Here is a 15952-nt window from a genome sequence, read left to right on the forward strand (position 1 = left end):
AGGCTGTCCCCGCAACGCGGGGGCGTGGCACACGCGGTCACAGCCGCGAGTTGCGGGGAGGGAAGCACCACCATGCACACGGCACAGACCGGTACGGCCCACAGCACGGCCGCCACGACGGCGCCCTCGGCGACCGCCGAACACCTCGCCGACGCGGGAGACCCACGCGTCGGCTGGAGCAGCGCGTCCGCGCACGCGCCCATCCTGCGCCAGCGCCGCGACGGCATACTTCCCACCGTCGCCGCCGCACTCTCCGTACGCGGCGCGACCCTCACGAGCACCGCGGGCCGCGGCGAGGAACCCCCCGCCCTGCACCCACTCGTACAGGACTTCCTCGACACCCTCACAAGCGGTCAGCGCGAACGCTTCACCGGACGGTGCGCCGAAGCCATCCTCATCTCGCGCCACCTCACCACGGCCGACGCGAGCCGCTCCAAACGCGCGGCCCGCAAGCCCATGACCAACGGCGAGGCCCGCAAAGCCCTCAAGCACGCCAAGCTCACCACCCGCCGCATCCGCGAGGACGGCGACCCCCTGCACGGCGGCTTCGCCCGCCCCTGCCGCTCCTGCACCGCCCTCGCAGCGCACTTCGGCGTACGGATCGTGGAACCCGCGACACCCGAATCCTGATCCCCACCACCGAGCCGCTGACCCCGAACCGCAACGAGGGCCACCCATGCACGCCGAACAGCACACCGAACACCCCGCACACACCACCCAGACCGCCGCGTCACCCCGCTTCCCCGTACCCGTCGACGCCGCCCTGCGCGCCGCCGGATGGACCCCCGGACGGTGGGACATAAAGCAGGCCGAGATCTGGGCCGACGTCCTGCGCGGCCACACCTCACCGGCGGGACACCGGCACGCCGTCTTCCCCGCCGCCGTCGAGGCCTGGGCCGAATTCGGCGGACTCCACATCACCCCGCAGGGCCCCGGCCGCCACATAGCGCCCGCCGCCGTACACCTGGACCCCCTCTACGGCCTCCACCTCGCCCGCACCCTCGGCGACCTGGGCCGCGCCCTCGACACCGAGGTGTGCCCCATAGGAGAGGAGACCGAGACCCAGGCACTCCTGGCCATCGACGCGGAAGGCCGCGTCTACAGCCTCGACCACAGCGGCGACTGGTACCTGGGCGCCCACATCGACGAAGCCCTCGCCACCCTGGCCTCCGGCACACAGCCCGAACGCCTCAAGGCGGGCTGAGAAAAGCCCGGCCGCGGGACCTAGCCGTCGGGACCTAGGCGGACGCGGGCAGCACCGCCGACACCCGGAAGCCGCCCGCGTCCGTCGGACCCGACACAAAGACACCGCCCAACGCGACGACCCGCTCCTTCATGCCCACCAGACCATTGCCCCCACTGGGCAGCCGGGCGTCCCCCGGACCCACCTCCGGCGGCGGCTCGTTCTCCACCTGCATCGCGATCTCCGCACCCCGATGCGCGAGACGAACGTACGTCTTGGCACCCGCGGCATGCTTGTGCACGTTGGTCAACGCCTCCTGGACCACCCGGTACGCGGTCTGCTCGACGTCCGCCGCATACACACGGGACTCACCCTCCACGGACAGATCCACCGCCATCCCCGCCGCACGGGACTGCCCCACCAACTCGTCCAGCTCCGCCAGAGACGGCCCGTCCTCGTCCACCGCACGCGACGCGGCGGCAGCAGCCGCGAACCCGACAGCGGCCAACGGCATCACATCCGACACCGACCCATGCCGGCCACCGGCCGCCGGCGTCGGCTCCCCCGTCCGCAGCACACCCAGCATCTCGCGCAACTCCGTCAGCGCCTGCCGCCCCATGTCACCCACCAGAGCCGCGTTCTTCACGGCCTTCTCGGGATCCTTCCGCGCGACAGCCTGCAAGGCGGCGGCATGCACGACCATCAGACTCACCCGATGCGCGACGACGTCATGCATCTCCCGCGCGATCCGCGTCCGCTCCTCGTTGCGCGCCCACTCCGCCCGCTCCTCCGCCCGCTCGGCAAGCAGCTGCAACTCACCCTTCAGGCTGTCGGCACGCTCCCGCAGACTCTCCATCAGCCGCCGCCGCGCCCCGATATACAGCCCCAGCAGGATCGGCGGCGCCGTCAGACCGATGGACGTGGTGATCGCGATGAACGGTATGAACCCCTCCGCGAACCCCAGGTCCCCGCTCTCCATGTCCTGCCGGGTCCGCACGAGCGTCACGATCAGCGTCCCGAGCAAGGACATCCCGGCAAGCGACCCGATGATCCGCCGAGGCAGCTCGGAGGCAGCCAACGTGTAAAGCCCGACAACGGTGAGGAAGATCCCCATCTGAGCAGGCGTGATCGCGATGGAAATCAGCACCACGGCGATCGGCCACCGCCGCCGCAACACCAGCGAAGCCCCCGCCAACACCCCGAACGCGACCCCCACCCCCGTGGGAATCCCCGTGTCCCCCGCGAACGTGATCCCCTCGGCCCCGCACTCCGCGGCCGAGGCCAACGCGAGCCCCACGTCCAGCACGGCACTACGCCGCCGCTCCCACCACCACGGCCCGCTCACGGCCGCGCTGTGGTTCTCCCCCGTCGTGGTCATGCCTTCCAGCCTACGGGCGACAAGCCCTCCTTTTCCGGCGAGTTTCCGGCCCGGTGATCGAACGCACGCACTGTTCGACGCAAAACGAAACGGCCAGAAATCCCTCGAACTGTTGAACCGCTCCCGGTTTCCGGCCGGACGTTCGCATTCCGGACGAGCGTTGCCGCATGACGGAAATCACGGGCAAGTACGCCGACTTCGAGGGACTGCGGGAGCGGGCGATCGCCTTGCGGCGAGAAGGACTGAGCCTGCGGCAGATCTCCGAGAAACTCGGGGTGCGCAACAAGGAGACCTTGAGCCGCCTCGTGCAGGGCGAACCTCCTGCCGAGTGGACCAAGCGACCACGCGCGAAGGACGACCTCCGGGACCGAGCGCGCGAGCTGCGCCGTCAAGGCCGTACGTACAACGAGATCCAGGCCGAGCTGGGCTGCTCGAAGAGTTCGGTCTCCCTGTGGGTACGAGATCTGCCGCGCCCGGAGCCCAAGTGCACGCCCGAGGAGCAGCGAGCACGCATGAACGCCGGGCTCGCACGGCTCCGAGCCGACCAGGACCGTGAACGACAGGCAACCAAGCGCGCGGCGGCCGCCGCGATCGGGGAGCTGTCGGACCGCGAGCTGTTCATCGCCGGAGTCGCCCTCTACTGGGCCGAAGGCTCCAAGGACAAGCCCTACCGCCGCACCGAGGTACTCCAGTTCATCAACAGCGATCCGAACGTGATCCGGTTCTACATGCGCTGGCTGGCACTGCTCGGTGTCAGCCGCGACCGCTTGACCCTGCGGGTCAGCATCCACGAGTCCGCGGATGTGGCAGCCGCGGAGCGGCACTGGGCGGACGTCGCCGGTGTCGACCAGGGCGCCTTCAGCAGAGCGACCCTGAAGAAACACAACCCCCGGACCGTGCGCAAGAACACGGGAGACGGGTACCACGGGTGCCTCATGATCTACGTGCGGCAAAGCGCAGATCTCTACCGTCGCGTGGAAGGGGCTTGGTACGGCATAGTGTTGGGTGCCGCAACGGCGACCTGACCGAATGTCCGGTTTGGGCGCTATATTCCCCCGTGGTGTAATTGGCAGCACTGTGGCTTTTGGTGCCATCTGTCCGGGTTCAAGTCCTGGCGGGGGAGCTTCTCTCGGGTCCTGACCTCAAGGTCAGGACCCGCCCTCATTTCCGGCCCGCATCGCCCCGGTATCCTGCGGATGTCCACTCCCCGCACATTCGAAGCCGAAGGGCACCCCCGTGAGCGCCAACAGCCCGGCAGCCGTCGTCGTCCTTGCAGCGGGTGAGGGCACCCGTATGAAGTCGGCCACCCCCAAGGTCCTGCATGAGATCTGTGGGCGTTCCCTCATCGGGCATGTGCTCGAAGCCGCGTACGCGCTGAGCCCGGAGCGGCTCGTCACCGTCGTCGGGTTCGCCCGCGAGCAGGTCATCGCGCATCTGGGGACGATCGCTCCGGACGTGCGCACGGCGTACCAGAGCGAGCAGAAGGGCACGGGCCACGCGGTCCGCATCGGTCTGGACGAGCTCGGCGGCGCCGTGGACGGGACCGTCATCGTCGTGTGTGGTGACACCCCGCTGCTGACCGGTGCGACCCTCCAGAAGCTGGCCGAGACGCACACCGGTGACGGCAACGCCGTGACCGTGCTGACCGCCGAGGTGCCGGACGCGACCGGTTACGGGCGGATCGTGCGGGACGGCGAGAGCGGCGCGGTGACCGGCATTGTCGAGCACAAGGACGCCACCGAGAAGCAGCGCCTGATCCGTGAGATCAACTCCGGTGTGTTCGCGTTCGACGGGCAGCTCCTGGCGAAGGCGCTGGGCAAGGTGCGTACGGACAACAGTCAGGGCGAGGAGTACCTGACGGACGTCCTGGGGATTCTGCGGGAGGCGGGGCATCGCGTGGGGGCGGCCGTCACCGGGGACCACGAGGAGATCGCGGGGATCAACAACCGCGTGCAACTGGCCGAGGCCCGCCGTACCTTGAACGACCGGTTGCTCACGGAGGCCATGCTGGCCGGTGTGACGGTGGTGGACCCGGCGTCGACGTGGATCGACGCGACGGTGACGTATGAGCAGGACGCGCTCGTGCTCCCGGGCACGCAGCTGCACGGCGCCACGCATCTCGGTGAGGGCGCCGAGGTCGGGCCCAACACCCGGCTGACGAACACCAAGGTCGGCGCGGGGGCGCGGGTGGACAACACGGTGGCGTATGACTCGGAGGTCGGGGAGCAGGCGAGCGTGGGTCCGTTCGCGTATCTGCGGCCGGGTACCCGGCTCGGCCTGAAGTCGAAGGCCGGCACGTTCGTGGAGATGAAGAACTCGAGGATCGGCGAGGGTACGAAGGTCCCGCATCTGTCGTATGTGGGTGACGCGACGATCGGTGATTTCACCAACATCGGTGCTGCCAGCGTGTTTGTGAACTACGACGGTGAGGCGAAGCACCACACGACGGTGGGGTCGCACTGCAAGACCGGTTCGGACAACATGTTTGTGGCTCCTGTCACTGTTGGGGACGGGGCTTACACGGCGGCGGGTTCGGTCATCACGAAGGACGTTCCGGCGGGTTCGTTGGCCGTTGCCCGTGGGCAGCAACGGAATATCGAGGGTTGGGTGGCGCGCAAGCGTCCGGGCAGCGCGGCCGCGAGGGCGGCGGAGGCGGCGTCCGGGGAGCCCGGGAATCCGGCAAGCGGAAGCTGACCGGAAACAGGTGCGTCGTACACGGCGTACCGTGATAGATGCACACCATTTCGGCCGGCTCAGCGCTTCGGGACTGTGTTTTCCGGGGCGCGTGAGGACGGCAGCGGGAAGAACTCGTCTGAGGAGACTAGTGCTGTGACCGGGATCAAGACGACCGGCGAGAAGAAGTTGATGCTCTTCTCCGGCCGCGCCCACCCCGAGTTGGCCGAGGAGGTCGCACACAAGCTGGGTGTCGGCATCGTGCCGACGAAGGCCTTCGATTTCGCCAACGGTGAGATCTATGTGCGGTATCAGGAGTCGGCTCGTGGCGCGGACTGCTTCTTGATCCAGAGCCACACGGCTCCGATCAACAAGTGGATCATGGAGCAGTTGATCATGATCGACGCGCTGAAGCGTGCGTCGGCCCGCTCCATCACCGTGATCGTGCCGTTCTACGGCTATGCGCGCCAGGACAAGAAGCACCGCGGTCGTGAGCCGATCTCGGCCCGCATGGTGGCGGACCTGATGAAGACGGCGGGCGCGGACCGCATCCTCACGGTCGACCTGCACACGGACCAGATCCAGGGCTTCTTCGACGGTCCGGTGGACCACCTCTTCGCGCTGCCGGTCCTCGCGGACTACGTGGGCGCGAAGGTCGACCGCTCGAAGCTGACGGTGGTCTCCCCCGACGCCGGCCGTGTCCGTGTCGCCGACCGCTGGTGCGACCGTCTGGGCGCGCCGCTGGCGATCGTGCACAAGCGCCGTGACAAGGACGTCGCCAATCAGGTCACCGTGCACGAGGTCGTCGGTGACGTGAAGGGCCGTGTCTGTGTCCTGGTCGACGACATGATCGACACGGGTGGCACGATCTGCGCCGCCGCCGACGCGCTGTTCGCGCACGGTGCGGAGGACGTCATCGTGACGGCGACGCACGGTGTGCTCTCCGGTCCGGCCGCGGACCGTCTGAAGAACTCCAAGGTGAGCGAGTTCGTGTTCACGGACACGCTGCCCGACCCGGGTGACCTGGAGCTCGACAAGATCACGGTGCTCTCGATCGCGCCGACCATCGCGAACGCGGTGCGTGAGGTCTTCGAGGACGGTTCGGTGACGAGCCTTTTCGACGAGCAGGCGTAGCCTCCGCGGGCTCACCGAAGATCGATTTCTGAGGCGGCCTCCCCGCCGGGTAGACTCACGGAGTTGCTCGGCGAGGGAGGCCGTACTCATTGAGGTACGGCTGTCCGTTATCGACGCGCTCTTCGTAGCAGGCCGCCAGTCGTGGCCGGGTGACCGTCTTTTCCGTCACCACTTTTTACGAGGAGTGCACATGTCCGAGGTGAAGATCTCCGCCGAGCTCCGCAACGAGTTCGGCAAGGGCGCCGCCCGCCGTCTGCGTCGCGAGGACAAGCTGCCCGCCGTTGTCTACGGCCACGGCGCGGACCCCATCCACATCACGCTGCCGCACCACGGCACCCTGATGGCGCTGAAGACCCCGAACGTCCTGATCAACCTGGACATCGACGGCAAGAGCCAGCTGGTCATCCCCAAGGCCGTCCAGCGTGACGCCGTGCGCATCGGCATCCTGGAGCACGTCGACCTGCTCCTCGTCCGCAAGGGCGAGAAGGTCAACGTAGACATCTACGTGCACACCGAGGGCGAGCTCGCCCCGGGCGGCAACCTGCTCGAGCACGTGCTGAACGCGCTGCCCGTCGAGGCCGAGGCCACGCACATCCCGGAGTCGGTCACCGTCTCCATCGCCGGTCTTGAGGCCGGTGCGACCATCCTCGCCAAGGACATCACGCTGCCCGAGGGCACGACCCTGGCCGTCGAGGAGGACACCGTCGTCCTGCAGGTCCTGGCCGCGCAGGCCGAGGAGGCCTCGGAGTCCGAGGCCGAGGGCGACGCCGCCGCCGAGGCCTGAGCCTCGACTTTGCTCGACTGAGCTCCTTTGGGCTCGACTCTGCCGACCGCCGCTCCGCGCTCCTGCGCGGGGCGGCGGTCGGGCTATGAAGGAGACATGCAGATGACGACGGACCCCAGTGCGCCGTGGCTGATCGTGGGTCTGGGCAATCCAGGCCCTGGGTACGCCATGAACCGGCACAACGTGGGTTTCATGGTGGCCGATCTCCTCGCGGAGCGGATCGGTGGCTCGTTCAAGCGGAGCGGGCGTGCGCAGGCGCAGGTGCTGGAGGGCCGGATCGGTCCCGCGGGTCCGGGGAGCCGCCGTGTCGTGCTGGCGAAGCCGATGTCGTACATGAACGTGTCGGGTGGTCCGGTGACGGCGTTGCGCGATTTCTACAAGGTGCCGACGGCGAACATCGTGGCGGTGCACGACGAGCTGGACATCGATTACGGCACGCTGCGGCTGAAGCTGGGCGGTGGCGACAACGGGCACAACGGTCTGAAGTCGATGACGAAGGCGATGGGCAGCGACTATCACCGGGTGCGGTTCGGGATCGGGCGTCCGCCGGGGCGGATGCAGGTCGCTGATTTCGTCCTGAAGGACTTCTCGTCGGCGGAGCGCAAGGAGCTCGGCTACTTCGTGGACCGGGCCGCCGATGCGGCGGAGGCTCTGGTGATCGAGGGTTTGGAGCGGGCGCAGAGTTCGTACAACTCCTGACAACTCCTGAGCGGTGGCCCAGGACGGTTGACTGAGCGCATGCCCATGGCCAAGGATCGCCGCCATGAACGCGCTCCTTCTCCTTCGCCGGGTGGCGATGGGCGCGCTCGCGGCGCTGTTGCTCGTCGCGGGTGTCTGGGCGTCCTGGGGCACGGCGCAGCACGTGATGCTCACCGATGAGCGTGAGCGGGGCACGATGCGGGTGGCGCGCTGCTCCTCCGACACCTGCGTCGGTTCGTACGTCCCTTCGACCGCCGGTTTTCGGCCGCGTGCGGAGGTCGTGATCGACCGTTCGATCGCGGAGGAGAAGGGGGTGCGGGTGCCGGTGGCAGTGAAGCCCGGCACCGACGAGGTCGTCCGTACGGGTGGCCCCGGTTTCCTCCACGCGTGGCTGCCGCTGGGCGGCGCGCTGCTGCTCGCGGCGGTGGTGGTGGCCGGCGGCCTGCGCCTGCCCCGCACGGCGTGGGGCCTGGCGTTGTCGGGCATGGCCCTTTTGACGGCGTCGTTCGCCACGCTGGCGCTCTGACGCCACCCGACGGCGGCCTGCTGCTTCGCGGCGGATCTTCCCCACCCGTCCGTTTGCCCCGCGGTATGACGCCGGGCAAACGGGTGGGTGGGCGGGGAGACATCCGCCGCGAAGCGGCGGCGCAGGCCCCGGCAAGGGCGCCTCACCAGAGCAAGGCGCCCCGCCGGCGAAAATCAACCGGTGTTGCGCAGGCCCGCGGCCACGCCGTTGACGGTGAGGAGGAGGGCGCGGCCCAGCAGGGGGTCCGGTTCCTCGCCCGCCGCCGCCGCGTCACGCTGGCGCTTCAGGAGCGCGACCTGGAGGTACGAGATCGGGTCCAGGTAGGCGTCACGGATGGCGAAGGTCTGCTGGAGCTCCGGGTGGGAGTCGAGCAGCTTCGTGCCGCCGGTGATCCGCAGGACTTCCTGCACCGTCAGCGCGTGCTCGGCCTCGATGACGTCGAAGACGTGCTTCAGCTCGTCGGGGACGAGCGTGTCCACGTAGTGGCGGGCGATGCGCAGGTCCGTCTTCGCGAGGGTCATCTCGACGTTCGAGAGGAAGTTCCGGAAGAAGTGCCAGTGCTCGTGCATCTCGCCGAGCACGGTGTCCAGACCGGCTTCCCGCAGCGCCTTGAGGCCGGAGCCGACGCCGAACCAGCCGGGCACGATCTGCCGCGACTGGGTCCAGCCGAAGACCCACGGGATGGCGCGCAGTCCGTCGAGCGAGACGCCCGAGCCGGGGCGGCGTGAGGGCCGCGAGCCCAGGTGCAGGTCGGCGAGCTGGTCCACCGGCGTCGAGGCGAGGAAGTACGTCGGCAGGTCCGGGTCCTCGACGAGCCGCCGGTAGGCGGAGTGCGCGGCGTCCGAGACGACGTCCATCGCGGCGTCCCAGCGGGCGAGAGCCTCGTCGGACTGGCGCGGGGCGGTGTGCAGGGCGGAGGCCTGCAGTGTCGCCGCGACGGTCAGTTCCAGGTTCTCGCGGGCCAGCGACGGCACGAGGTACTTGTCGGAGATGACCTCGCCCTGCTCGGTCACCTTGATCTCGCCCTCCAGCGTGCCCCACGGCTGCGCGAGGATCGCGTCGTGCGAGGGGCCGCCGCCGCGGCCGACGGTGCCGCCGCGGCCGTGGAAGAGGCGCAGGCGCACCCCGTACCGGTGCGCGACGTCACGGAGCCTGCGCTGGGCACGGTGGATCTCCCACTGCGAGGTGGTGATGCCGCCGAACTTGGAGGAGTCGGAGTAGCCGAGCATGACCTCCTGGACGTCGCCGCGCAGCGCGACGAGCCTGCGGTAGGAGGGGTCGGCGAGCATCTCGTCGAGGATGACGTCGGCGGCGCGCAGCTCGTCCGTCGTCTCCAGGAGCGGCACGATGCCGATCTTCGCCCAGCCTGCGTGCAGGTCGATCAGACCGGCCTCGCGGGCGAGGACGGCAGCGGCGAACACGTCGTCGGCGCCCTGGCACATGGAGATGATGTAGGACTCGATGACCTCGGGGCCGAAGACTTCGAGGGCCTTCTTGACGGTGAGGAAGACGCCGAGGGTCTTCTCGCCGGCGGCGTCCACGGGCGCCGGGGACGGGCCCAGCGGGCGCCGCGACCGCAGCTCCTTGGCGAGCAGCTTCTGCCGGTACTCGCGCGGCATGTCCACGTAGCGCCAGGACTCCTCGCCCAGGCGGTCGAAGAGCTGGCCGAGCGCGTGGTGGTGGGCGTCGGCGTGCTCGCGTACGTCCATGGTGGCGAGCTGGAGGCCGAACGCGGCGAGTGTACGGATCGTGCGGTTCATCCGGCCGTCGGCGAACAGGGCGCCCTTGTGCTCGCGCAGCGACGTCTGGACGAGGGTGAGGTCGTGCAAAAGCTCACCGGTGCCGAGGTAGTCGCGGCCCTCTTCGTGGGCGGTGCCGCGGGCCAGGCGCTCCTTGGTGTTCTCCAGCTTCTGCCGGATGCAGGTCGCCTTGAGGCGGTAGGGCTCCTCGGCGTTCAGCCGCTTGTAGCGGGGGCTGATCTCGGGCAGCCGCTCCAGGTCGAGCTGGAGGGAGGCCTTGAGTTCCTCGGTGGCTCCGGTGTAGCGGATGGAGTTGGAGAGGAAGCCGCGCAGCTCGTCGACGAGGGCGAGGGCGTCGTTGATGCCGTGTTCGTGCTGGAGGATCAGGACGTCCCAGGTGACGGCGGGCGTCACGTTCGGGTTGCCGTCCCGGTCGCCGCCGATCCAGGTGCCGAAGGTGAGCGGCCGGGTGCCTTCCGGCAGCTGGACGCCGACGCGCTCCAGCTCCGCGGTGAGGTCTTCGAGGACGTCACCGACGGCGCCGGCGTGCAGCTCGTCCAGGTAGTAGATGGCGTTGCGGGCCTCGTCCGCGGGTTCCGGACGGACGACGCGCAGCTCGTCGGTCTGCCACACCAGGTCGATGCTCTCGGCCAGGCGGGTGTCGTGGCGGCGCCGGTCGGACTCGATGACCGGGGTCTCGAGGAGCTCGGCGATGCGGCGGAGCTTGTTGAGGACGGAGCGGCGGGCGGCCTCCGTGGGGTGCGCGGTGAAGACGGGGCGCACGTTCAGGTGCTCCACGGTCTGGCGCAGGTGCTCGGGGTCGGCGTCCTTGAGCCGGTCGGCGGTACGGGCCAGGAGCCCGCCCTCGGCGGCCCGGCGGGCGCGCAGCTCGCGGCCGCGGTGGACCTGCTCGGTCACGTTGGCCAGGTGGAAGTACGTGGAGAAGGCGCGGACCAGCTTGGCCGCTGTCTCCAGTTCGGTGCCACCGAGCAGGCGTGCGGCGGCCTCGCCGTCCTCACGGGTCAGGCGGCGGACCTTCTCGACCAGTTCGAGGAGCTCGGAGCCCTCCTGACGTACGAGGGTCTCGCCCAGCAGGTCGCCGAGGCGGCGGATGTCGGCGCGCAGCTCGGTGCTGGCTGTGGTGGTCTGGTCGTCGGCACTGCTCACAGGTGCGGCTCCTTGCAGTGTTGAAGCACGTCAGGTCTGGGAGGGGTTCCCGGCCGGATATGAATCCGTGTTCCGGGGGAATGAGAGAGAGCGGACCGCGCTGTCCGACCGATTCCAAGGATAGGTGTCACATCGCGGCACGGACTCGCGGCCTCTTGCCGCCGGGTTCCGCGCTGCCATACTTACGTCGCCGTAGGTTACGGGACCGTAGACAACGCGGGACCCGTGATCGTGTGCCCGCCGCACCCGCGCCGTGACCCTCACCCTCGACCCCACAGGGGACGTGCCCATGACCATGTCTTCCGATGCGTATTCCGACACTGATGTGATCGAAGACGCTTCTCCCTCCCCCACCCCCGCTGCCTCTCCCGCCCCTTCCGCGACGCTGGGCGGGGAGCAGAAACGTTCGCTGGAGCAGCTCGCGCTGCTGCTCTTCATCACCGTGCCGTTCCTCGCCCTGATCGCGGCGGTGCCGCTGGCCTGGGGCTGGGGGGTGAGCTGGCTGGATCTCGGCCTGCTGGTGTTCATGTACTACCTGGGCTGCCACGGCATCACGATCGGTTTCCACCGTTACTTCACGCACGGTTCCTTCAAGGCGAAGCGTCCGCTGCGGATCGCGCTGGCCGTGGCGGGGTCGATGGCGGTCGAGGGCCCGCTGGTGCGCTGGGTGGCGGATCACCGCAAGCACCACAAGTTCTCCGACGCGGAGGGCGACCCGCATTCCCCGTGGCGTTTCGGCGAGACGGTCCCGGCCCTGATGAAGGGCCTGTGGTGGGCGCACATCGGATGGATGTTCGACGAGGAGCAGACGTCGCAGGAGAAGTACGCGCCGGACCTGATCAAGGACCCGGCGCTGCGTGCGATCTCCCGCCAGTTCCTGCTCTGGACGATCGTGTCGCTGGCGATCCCGCCGCTGGTCGGCGGCCTGGTGACGATGTCGTGGTGGGGTGCCTTCACGGCGTTCTTCTGGGGTTCGCTGATCCGGGTCGCGCTGCTGCACCACGTGACGTGGTCGATCAACTCGATCTGCCACGCGGTCGGCAAGCGCCCGTTCAAGTCGCGTGACCGCTCGGGCAACGTGTGGTGGCTCGCGGTCCTGTCCTGCGGCGAGTCCTGGCACAACCTCCACCACGCCGACCCGACATCCGCGCGGCACGGTGTGCTGAAGGGCCAGGTCGACTCGTCGGCGCGGATCATCCGCTGGTGCGAGCAGCTGGGGTGGGCGACCGATGTCCGCTGGCCGTCGGAGTCCCGTATCGACTCCCGCCGGAAGCAGACGACCGTCGGCCCGGCATGATTGACGACGTGGCGACCGACTCCAGCAATACCAGCCCCTCCAGCAAAGAGAAGCAGCCCCGGCGTGCGCGCCGGACCCGGATGACGGGTGCCGAGCGCCGGGAGCAGTTGCTGGACATCGGCCGCACCCTCTTCGCCGCCAAGGGCTTCGAGGGCACGTCGGTGGAGGAGATCGCGGCGAAGGCCGGGGTCTCCAAGCCTGTCGTGTACGAGCACTTCGGCGGCAAGGAAGGTCTGTACGCGGTGGTGGTGGACCGCGAGATGCGGGCGCTGCTCGACGGTGTGACGGGGGCGCTGACGGCGGGCCACCCGCGTGAGCTGCTCGAACAGGCGGCGTTCGCCCTCCTGGACTACATCGAGACGTACACGGACGGTTTCCGCATCCTGGTCCGTGACTCGCCCGTGGCGCAGTCGACGGGCACCTTCGCCTCGCTCATCTCGGACATCGCGACGCAGGTCGAGGACATCCTGGGCCAGGAGTTCAAGACCCGGGGCTTCGACCAGAAGCTGGCCCCGCTGTACGCCCAGGCGCTGGTCGGCATGGTCGCGCTGACGGGTCAGTGGTGGCTGGACGTCCGCAAGCCGAAGAAGGCGGAGGTGGCGGCGCATCTGGTGAACCTGGCATGGCACGGCCTGGACGGTCTGGAGCCGAAGCCACGCCTGATAGGCCACCGCAAGAGTTAGCACCCCGGGCCCGGGCTACGGCTGCTCCGGTTCGAGGAATTCCAGGCGGTTGCCCACCGGGTCGTCGGCGTAGAAGCGGCGGTGGCCCGGCAGGGCGTCGTCCCAGGTGACGGGGGTGCCCCGGGAGGCGAGGCGCTGCGCGTACGCGGTGATGTCCCGCACCCGCAGCCCTGGGTGCGCCTTGCGTGCGGGGCGGAAGTCCGCCTCGATGCCGAGGTGCAGCTGCACGGCCCCCGAGAGGAACCAGCAGCCGCCCCGCGCGGCGAGCGCGGGCGGCTTGGGGATCTCCGTCATGCCGAGCACGTCGCCGTAGAAGGCCCGCAGTTCGGGCTCGCTGCCGGGTGGGGCCGCCAGTTGTACGTGGTCGACGGCCACCAGCATCAGGCCGCGCCCTTCCGCGCCACCCCGAACACCCTGCGGAAGGGGAACACCGTGCCGCCCGCGCCCGCCGGGTACGCCTTGCGCAGCAGCTCGCGGTACTCGGAGAGGAACGCGTCCCTGGCCTCCGGGTCCTTCTCCAGTGCCGTGAGGACCGGCCGCAGGCCCGTTCCCTTCACCCAGTCCAGGACCGGGTCCTCGCCCTCCAGGAGATGCAGGTACGTCGTCTCCCAGACGTCCGCCTCGCAGCCGAGCCCCACCAGCCGTTCCAGGTAGGCGGCCGGCCGGAGCACCGCGTCCGCGTGCCGCAGCCGCCCGCCGAGCCGCTCCCGCCACCGCTCGGACTCGCTCAGCTCCCGCATCAGTACGTGACTGGGGGCGTCGAAGTTGCCGGGCACCTGGAAGGCGAAGGTGCCGCCGGGGGTGAGCGCCGCGATCCAGGCGGGGAAGGAGTCGGGGTGGCCGGGGACCCACTGCAGGGTCGCGTTGGACAGGATCAGGTCGTACGTCCCCTCGGGCGGGGCCCAGTCGCCCGCGTCCGCCGCGGCGAAGTCGAGGTGGCCGCCGCCGGACGTGGGGCCCGCGAGGCGCTCGGCCTGCTCCAGCATCTGCGGGGAGTTGTCGAAGCCCGTGATGTGCGCCGTGGGCCAGCGTTCGGCGAGGAGCCGGGTGACGTTGCCGGGGCCGCAGCCCAGGTCCGCGACGCGTGGCGTACGGCCGTCGGTGGCGGGGAGTTCGGGGATGCGGGCCAGCAGGTCCACGAAGGGGCGGGCGCGGTGCCCTTCGTGACGCAGGTACTGGCCGGGGTCCCAGGTGGGAGCGGGGGCTGCTGGCATGGAGCGGGACCTCCTCGGTTCGCGGACCTTCACCGGCCTCGACGTCGTACGGGTCGGGTCCGCCGAAGCTGCACTCCGCACGACTTCGTCAACCTCCGTACGGACGCCGTACCACCATCCTCAACCCCGAAGTATCTTGACGTCAAGAGACTTCATGTCGACAGACCCCCTACACTGATCGTCATGGAGGACGAGGTCGACCGTCTGGTCGCAGCATGGCGCCGGGAGCGCCCCGACCTCGACGTGGAACCACTCGAGGTGCTCAGCCGCGTCAGCAGGCTCGCACGGCATCTCGACAGGGCCCGCAGGCTCGCGTTCTCCGAGCACAATCTGGAGCCCTGGGAGTTCGACGTACTGACGTCGCTGCGGCGCGCGGGCGCGCCCTACCAGCTCTCCCCCGGACAGCTCCTCACCCAGACCCTGGTCACGTCCGGCACGATGACCAACCGCATCGACCGGCTCGCGAAGAAGGGCCTCGTCGAGCGGCTGCCCGATCCGAGCGACCGGCGGGGCGTGCTCGTGCGGCTGACCGGCGAAGGGCAGGACCGCGCGGACCAGGCCCTCGCCGGTCTCCTCAAGCAGGAGCGGGCGATCCTCGCCGAGCTCTCGCGCGGACAGCGCGGAGAACTCGCCGGGCTGCTACGCCAGTTGACCGCCCCGTTCGACAACATCCCCGGCTAGGTCGACCGGCCCGACCCCCGCCCTGCGGGCCAGCGCGACGGCGGCGAGCGTGGAGTGGACACCCAGCTTCCCCAGCACGTTCTGCATGTGCGTGCGCACGGTGTGCGGGGAGAGGAAAAGCCGCTCGGCGACCGCCTTCCTGCCCAGGCCCGCCACCATGCAGCGAAGGACCTCGCGCTCGCGCGGGGTCAGCGACTCCACCAGGCGCTCGGATTCCGTGCGGTGCTTGCGGGCGGCGGTCAGCTCGCGCAGGACGCCGGTGAGCAGCGCGGGCGGCAGATGCGTCTCCTCCCGCAGCACCCCCCGGATGACCGTCAGGAGCCGGGAGAGCGAGCAGTCCTTGGCGACCCAGCCCGAGGCGCCGGCCTGCAGCGCGAGGGCGGCCCTGCGCGGGTCGTCCTTCTCGGCGAGCACGACGGTGCGGACCATCGGCTGGCCCGAACGGACCCCGGCCACCAGGGAGATGCCGTCCACCAGGCCGTCCGCGTTGCCCTCCTGCACGGAGGGCGCGGGGCGCACGCCCTGCATGGCGCTCGCGGACGCGCCCAGATCGGCGTCGACGAGCAGCACGTCGTATCTGCGCCCCTCGGCTATCGCCCGCTCCAGGCAGCGCAGTGCGGCCGGGCCGCTGCCCGCCGCGGACACGTCGACGTCGGGCTCCGCCGCCAGTGCCGCCGCGAGCGACTCGGCGAAGATGCGATGGTCGTCGACGACCAGGACTCGGATACGAACCACTGAAACCCCCTCCCCCAAGCTCTCCTCGAAGAGCAGGGGATACCCCGACGTCGGAGGAC

At 69.7% G+C, this 15952-nt stretch carries 16 protein-coding genes and 1 tRNA gene; 12 read left to right on the plus strand and 5 right to left on the minus strand.

Translation table 11 applies throughout. The features are described 5' to 3' along the window. The first annotated feature begins 72 nt into the window (after positions 1–72). Together ACWFRU_RS20550 and ACWFRU_RS20555 are read left to right on the plus strand one after the other, a co-directional pair. Positions 73–630, plus strand: coding sequence for a YwqJ-related putative deaminase (locus ACWFRU_RS20550; protein WP_453688925.1), 558 nt, complete (start codon positions 73–75; stop codon positions 628–630). Between the two features lie 46 nt (positions 631–676). Then, positions 677–1204, plus strand: coding sequence for an SUKH-3 domain-containing protein (locus tag ACWFRU_RS20555; protein WP_453688927.1), 528 nt, complete (start codon positions 677–679; stop codon positions 1202–1204). Between the two features lie 34 nt (positions 1205–1238). On the opposite strand, the gene ACWFRU_RS20560 is transcribed toward ACWFRU_RS20555, so the two are convergent. Further along, positions 1239–2561: a sensor histidine kinase gene (locus tag ACWFRU_RS20560; RefSeq protein ID WP_453688929.1), complete on the minus strand. Its 1323-nt coding sequence runs from the start codon at positions 2559–2561 to the stop codon at positions 1239–1241. A gap of 167 nt (positions 2562–2728) precedes the next feature. Between ACWFRU_RS20560 and ACWFRU_RS20565 the strand changes: the two genes are divergently transcribed. From ACWFRU_RS20565 to ACWFRU_RS20595, 7 genes are all read left to right on the plus strand, one after another. Continuing rightward, positions 2729–3586: a hypothetical protein gene (locus ACWFRU_RS20565; protein ID WP_453688931.1), complete on the plus strand. Its 858-nt coding sequence runs from the start codon at positions 2729–2731 to the stop codon at positions 3584–3586. A 26-nt stretch (positions 3587–3612) separates the two neighbouring features. Next, positions 3613–3684 (plus strand) — tRNA-Gln (locus tag ACWFRU_RS20570). 113 nt (positions 3685–3797) lie between these two features. Beyond that, the gene (gene glmU, locus ACWFRU_RS20575) at positions 3798–5255 is read left to right on the plus strand and encodes a bifunctional UDP-N-acetylglucosamine diphosphorylase/glucosamine-1-phosphate N-acetyltransferase GlmU (protein ID WP_453688933.1); all 1458 of its coding nucleotides are present in this window, start codon (positions 3798–3800) and stop codon (positions 5253–5255) included. Between the two features lie 135 nt (positions 5256–5390). After that, complete coding sequence (locus tag ACWFRU_RS20580; RefSeq protein WP_363211709.1) at positions 5391–6368, plus strand: ribose-phosphate diphosphokinase; 978 nt, start codon at positions 5391–5393, stop codon at positions 6366–6368. A 190-nt stretch (positions 6369–6558) separates the two neighbouring features. Further along, positions 6559–7152 carry a 50S ribosomal protein L25/general stress protein Ctc gene (locus ACWFRU_RS20585; protein ID WP_453688936.1) on the plus strand — a complete coding sequence of 198 codons (594 nt, stop codon included), beginning with the start codon at positions 6559–6561 and terminating at the stop codon, positions 7150–7152. Positions 7153–7248: 96 nt separating this feature from the next. Continuing rightward, positions 7249–7851, plus strand: a complete 603-nt coding sequence (gene pth / locus ACWFRU_RS20590) for an aminoacyl-tRNA hydrolase (protein WP_453447712.1) — start codon at positions 7249–7251, stop codon at positions 7849–7851. Positions 7852–7915: 64 nt separating this feature from the next. Beyond that, entirely contained in the window at positions 7916–8377 is a 462-nt protein-coding gene (locus tag ACWFRU_RS20595; protein ID WP_453688938.1) for a hypothetical protein, read from the plus strand. Between the two features lie 173 nt (positions 8378–8550). Here ACWFRU_RS20595 and ppc read toward each other — a convergent pair whose 3' ends face one another. Further along, on the minus strand, positions 8551–11283 hold the full coding sequence (gene ppc / locus ACWFRU_RS20600; RefSeq protein ID WP_453688939.1) for a phosphoenolpyruvate carboxylase: 2733 nt from the start codon (positions 11281–11283) through the stop codon (positions 8551–8553). 289 nt (positions 11284–11572) lie between these two features. Here ppc and ACWFRU_RS20605 point away from each other — a divergent pair, with 289 nt between their 5' ends. Continuing rightward, the gene (locus ACWFRU_RS20605) at positions 11573–12580 is read left to right on the plus strand and encodes an acyl-CoA desaturase (RefSeq protein WP_453688941.1); all 1008 of its coding nucleotides are present in this window, start codon (positions 11573–11575) and stop codon (positions 12578–12580) included. Beyond that, the gene (locus ACWFRU_RS20610) at positions 12577–13263 is read left to right on the plus strand and encodes a TetR/AcrR family transcriptional regulator (RefSeq protein WP_453688943.1); all 687 of its coding nucleotides are present in this window, start codon (positions 12577–12579) and stop codon (positions 13261–13263) included. Before ACWFRU_RS20605 ends, ACWFRU_RS20610 begins: the two co-directional genes overlap by 4 nt. 15 nt (positions 13264–13278) lie before the next feature. Here ACWFRU_RS20610 and ACWFRU_RS20615 read toward each other — a convergent pair whose 3' ends face one another. Then, on the minus strand, positions 13279–13644 hold the full coding sequence (locus tag ACWFRU_RS20615) for a VOC family protein (RefSeq protein ID WP_453688944.1): 366 nt from the start codon (positions 13642–13644) through the stop codon (positions 13279–13281). Then, on the minus strand, positions 13644–14477 hold the full coding sequence (locus ACWFRU_RS20620) for a trans-aconitate 2-methyltransferase (protein ID WP_453688946.1): 834 nt from the start codon (positions 14475–14477) through the stop codon (positions 13644–13646). The genes ACWFRU_RS20615 and ACWFRU_RS20620 overlap by 1 nt, the downstream gene beginning before the upstream one ends. Positions 14478–14660: 183 nt before the next feature. On the opposite strand from ACWFRU_RS20620, the gene ACWFRU_RS20625 reads away from it, so the two are divergent. After that, positions 14661–15158 (plus strand): MarR family winged helix-turn-helix transcriptional regulator, encoded by a 498-nt coding sequence (locus ACWFRU_RS20625; RefSeq protein ID WP_453688948.1) that lies wholly within the window; start codon positions 14661–14663, stop codon positions 15156–15158. Here ACWFRU_RS20625 and ACWFRU_RS20630 read toward each other — a convergent pair. Further along, positions 15117–15893 (minus strand): response regulator transcription factor, encoded by a 777-nt coding sequence (locus ACWFRU_RS20630; RefSeq protein WP_360770453.1) that lies wholly within the window; start codon positions 15891–15893, stop codon positions 15117–15119. The genes ACWFRU_RS20625 and ACWFRU_RS20630 overlap by 42 nt on opposite strands. Positions 15894–15952 lie beyond the last annotated feature (59 nt).

Source organism: Streptomyces sp. NPDC055099 (assembly GCF_053607685.1).

Excerpts from the sequence above, each read along its gene's own strand:
- ACWFRU_RS20615 (WP_453688944.1), bottom strand. The coding sequence starts at position 13,644 with ATGCTGGTGGCCGTCGACCACGTACAACTGGCGGCCCCACCCGGCAGC.
- ACWFRU_RS20595 (WP_453688938.1), top strand. The coding sequence starts at position 7,916 with ATGAACGCGCTCCTTCTCCTTCGCCGGGTGGCGATGGGCGCGCTCGCG.
- ACWFRU_RS20625 (WP_453688948.1), top strand. The coding sequence starts at position 14,661 with ATGGAGGACGAGGTCGACCGTCTGGTCGCAGCATGGCGCCGGGAGCGC.
- ACWFRU_RS20560 (WP_453688929.1), bottom strand. The coding sequence starts at position 2,561 with ATGACCACGACGGGGGAGAACCACAGCGCGGCCGTGAGCGGGCCGTGG.
- pth (WP_453447712.1), top strand. The coding sequence starts at position 7,249 with ATGCAGATGACGACGGACCCCAGTGCGCCGTGGCTGATCGTGGGTCTG.
- ACWFRU_RS20605 (WP_453688941.1), top strand. The coding sequence starts at position 11,573 with ATGACCATGTCTTCCGATGCGTATTCCGACACTGATGTGATCGAAGAC.
- ACWFRU_RS20565 (WP_453688931.1), top strand. The coding sequence starts at position 2,729 with ATGACGGAAATCACGGGCAAGTACGCCGACTTCGAGGGACTGCGGGAG.
- ACWFRU_RS20555 (WP_453688927.1), top strand. The coding sequence starts at position 677 with ATGCACGCCGAACAGCACACCGAACACCCCGCACACACCACCCAGACC.
- ACWFRU_RS20585 (WP_453688936.1), top strand. The coding sequence starts at position 6,559 with ATGTCCGAGGTGAAGATCTCCGCCGAGCTCCGCAACGAGTTCGGCAAG.
- ACWFRU_RS20610 (WP_453688943.1), top strand. The coding sequence starts at position 12,577 with ATGATTGACGACGTGGCGACCGACTCCAGCAATACCAGCCCCTCCAGC.
- ACWFRU_RS20550 (WP_453688925.1), top strand. The coding sequence starts at position 73 with ATGCACACGGCACAGACCGGTACGGCCCACAGCACGGCCGCCACGACG.
- ACWFRU_RS20620 (WP_453688946.1), bottom strand. The coding sequence starts at position 14,477 with ATGCCAGCAGCCCCCGCTCCCACCTGGGACCCCGGCCAGTACCTGCGT.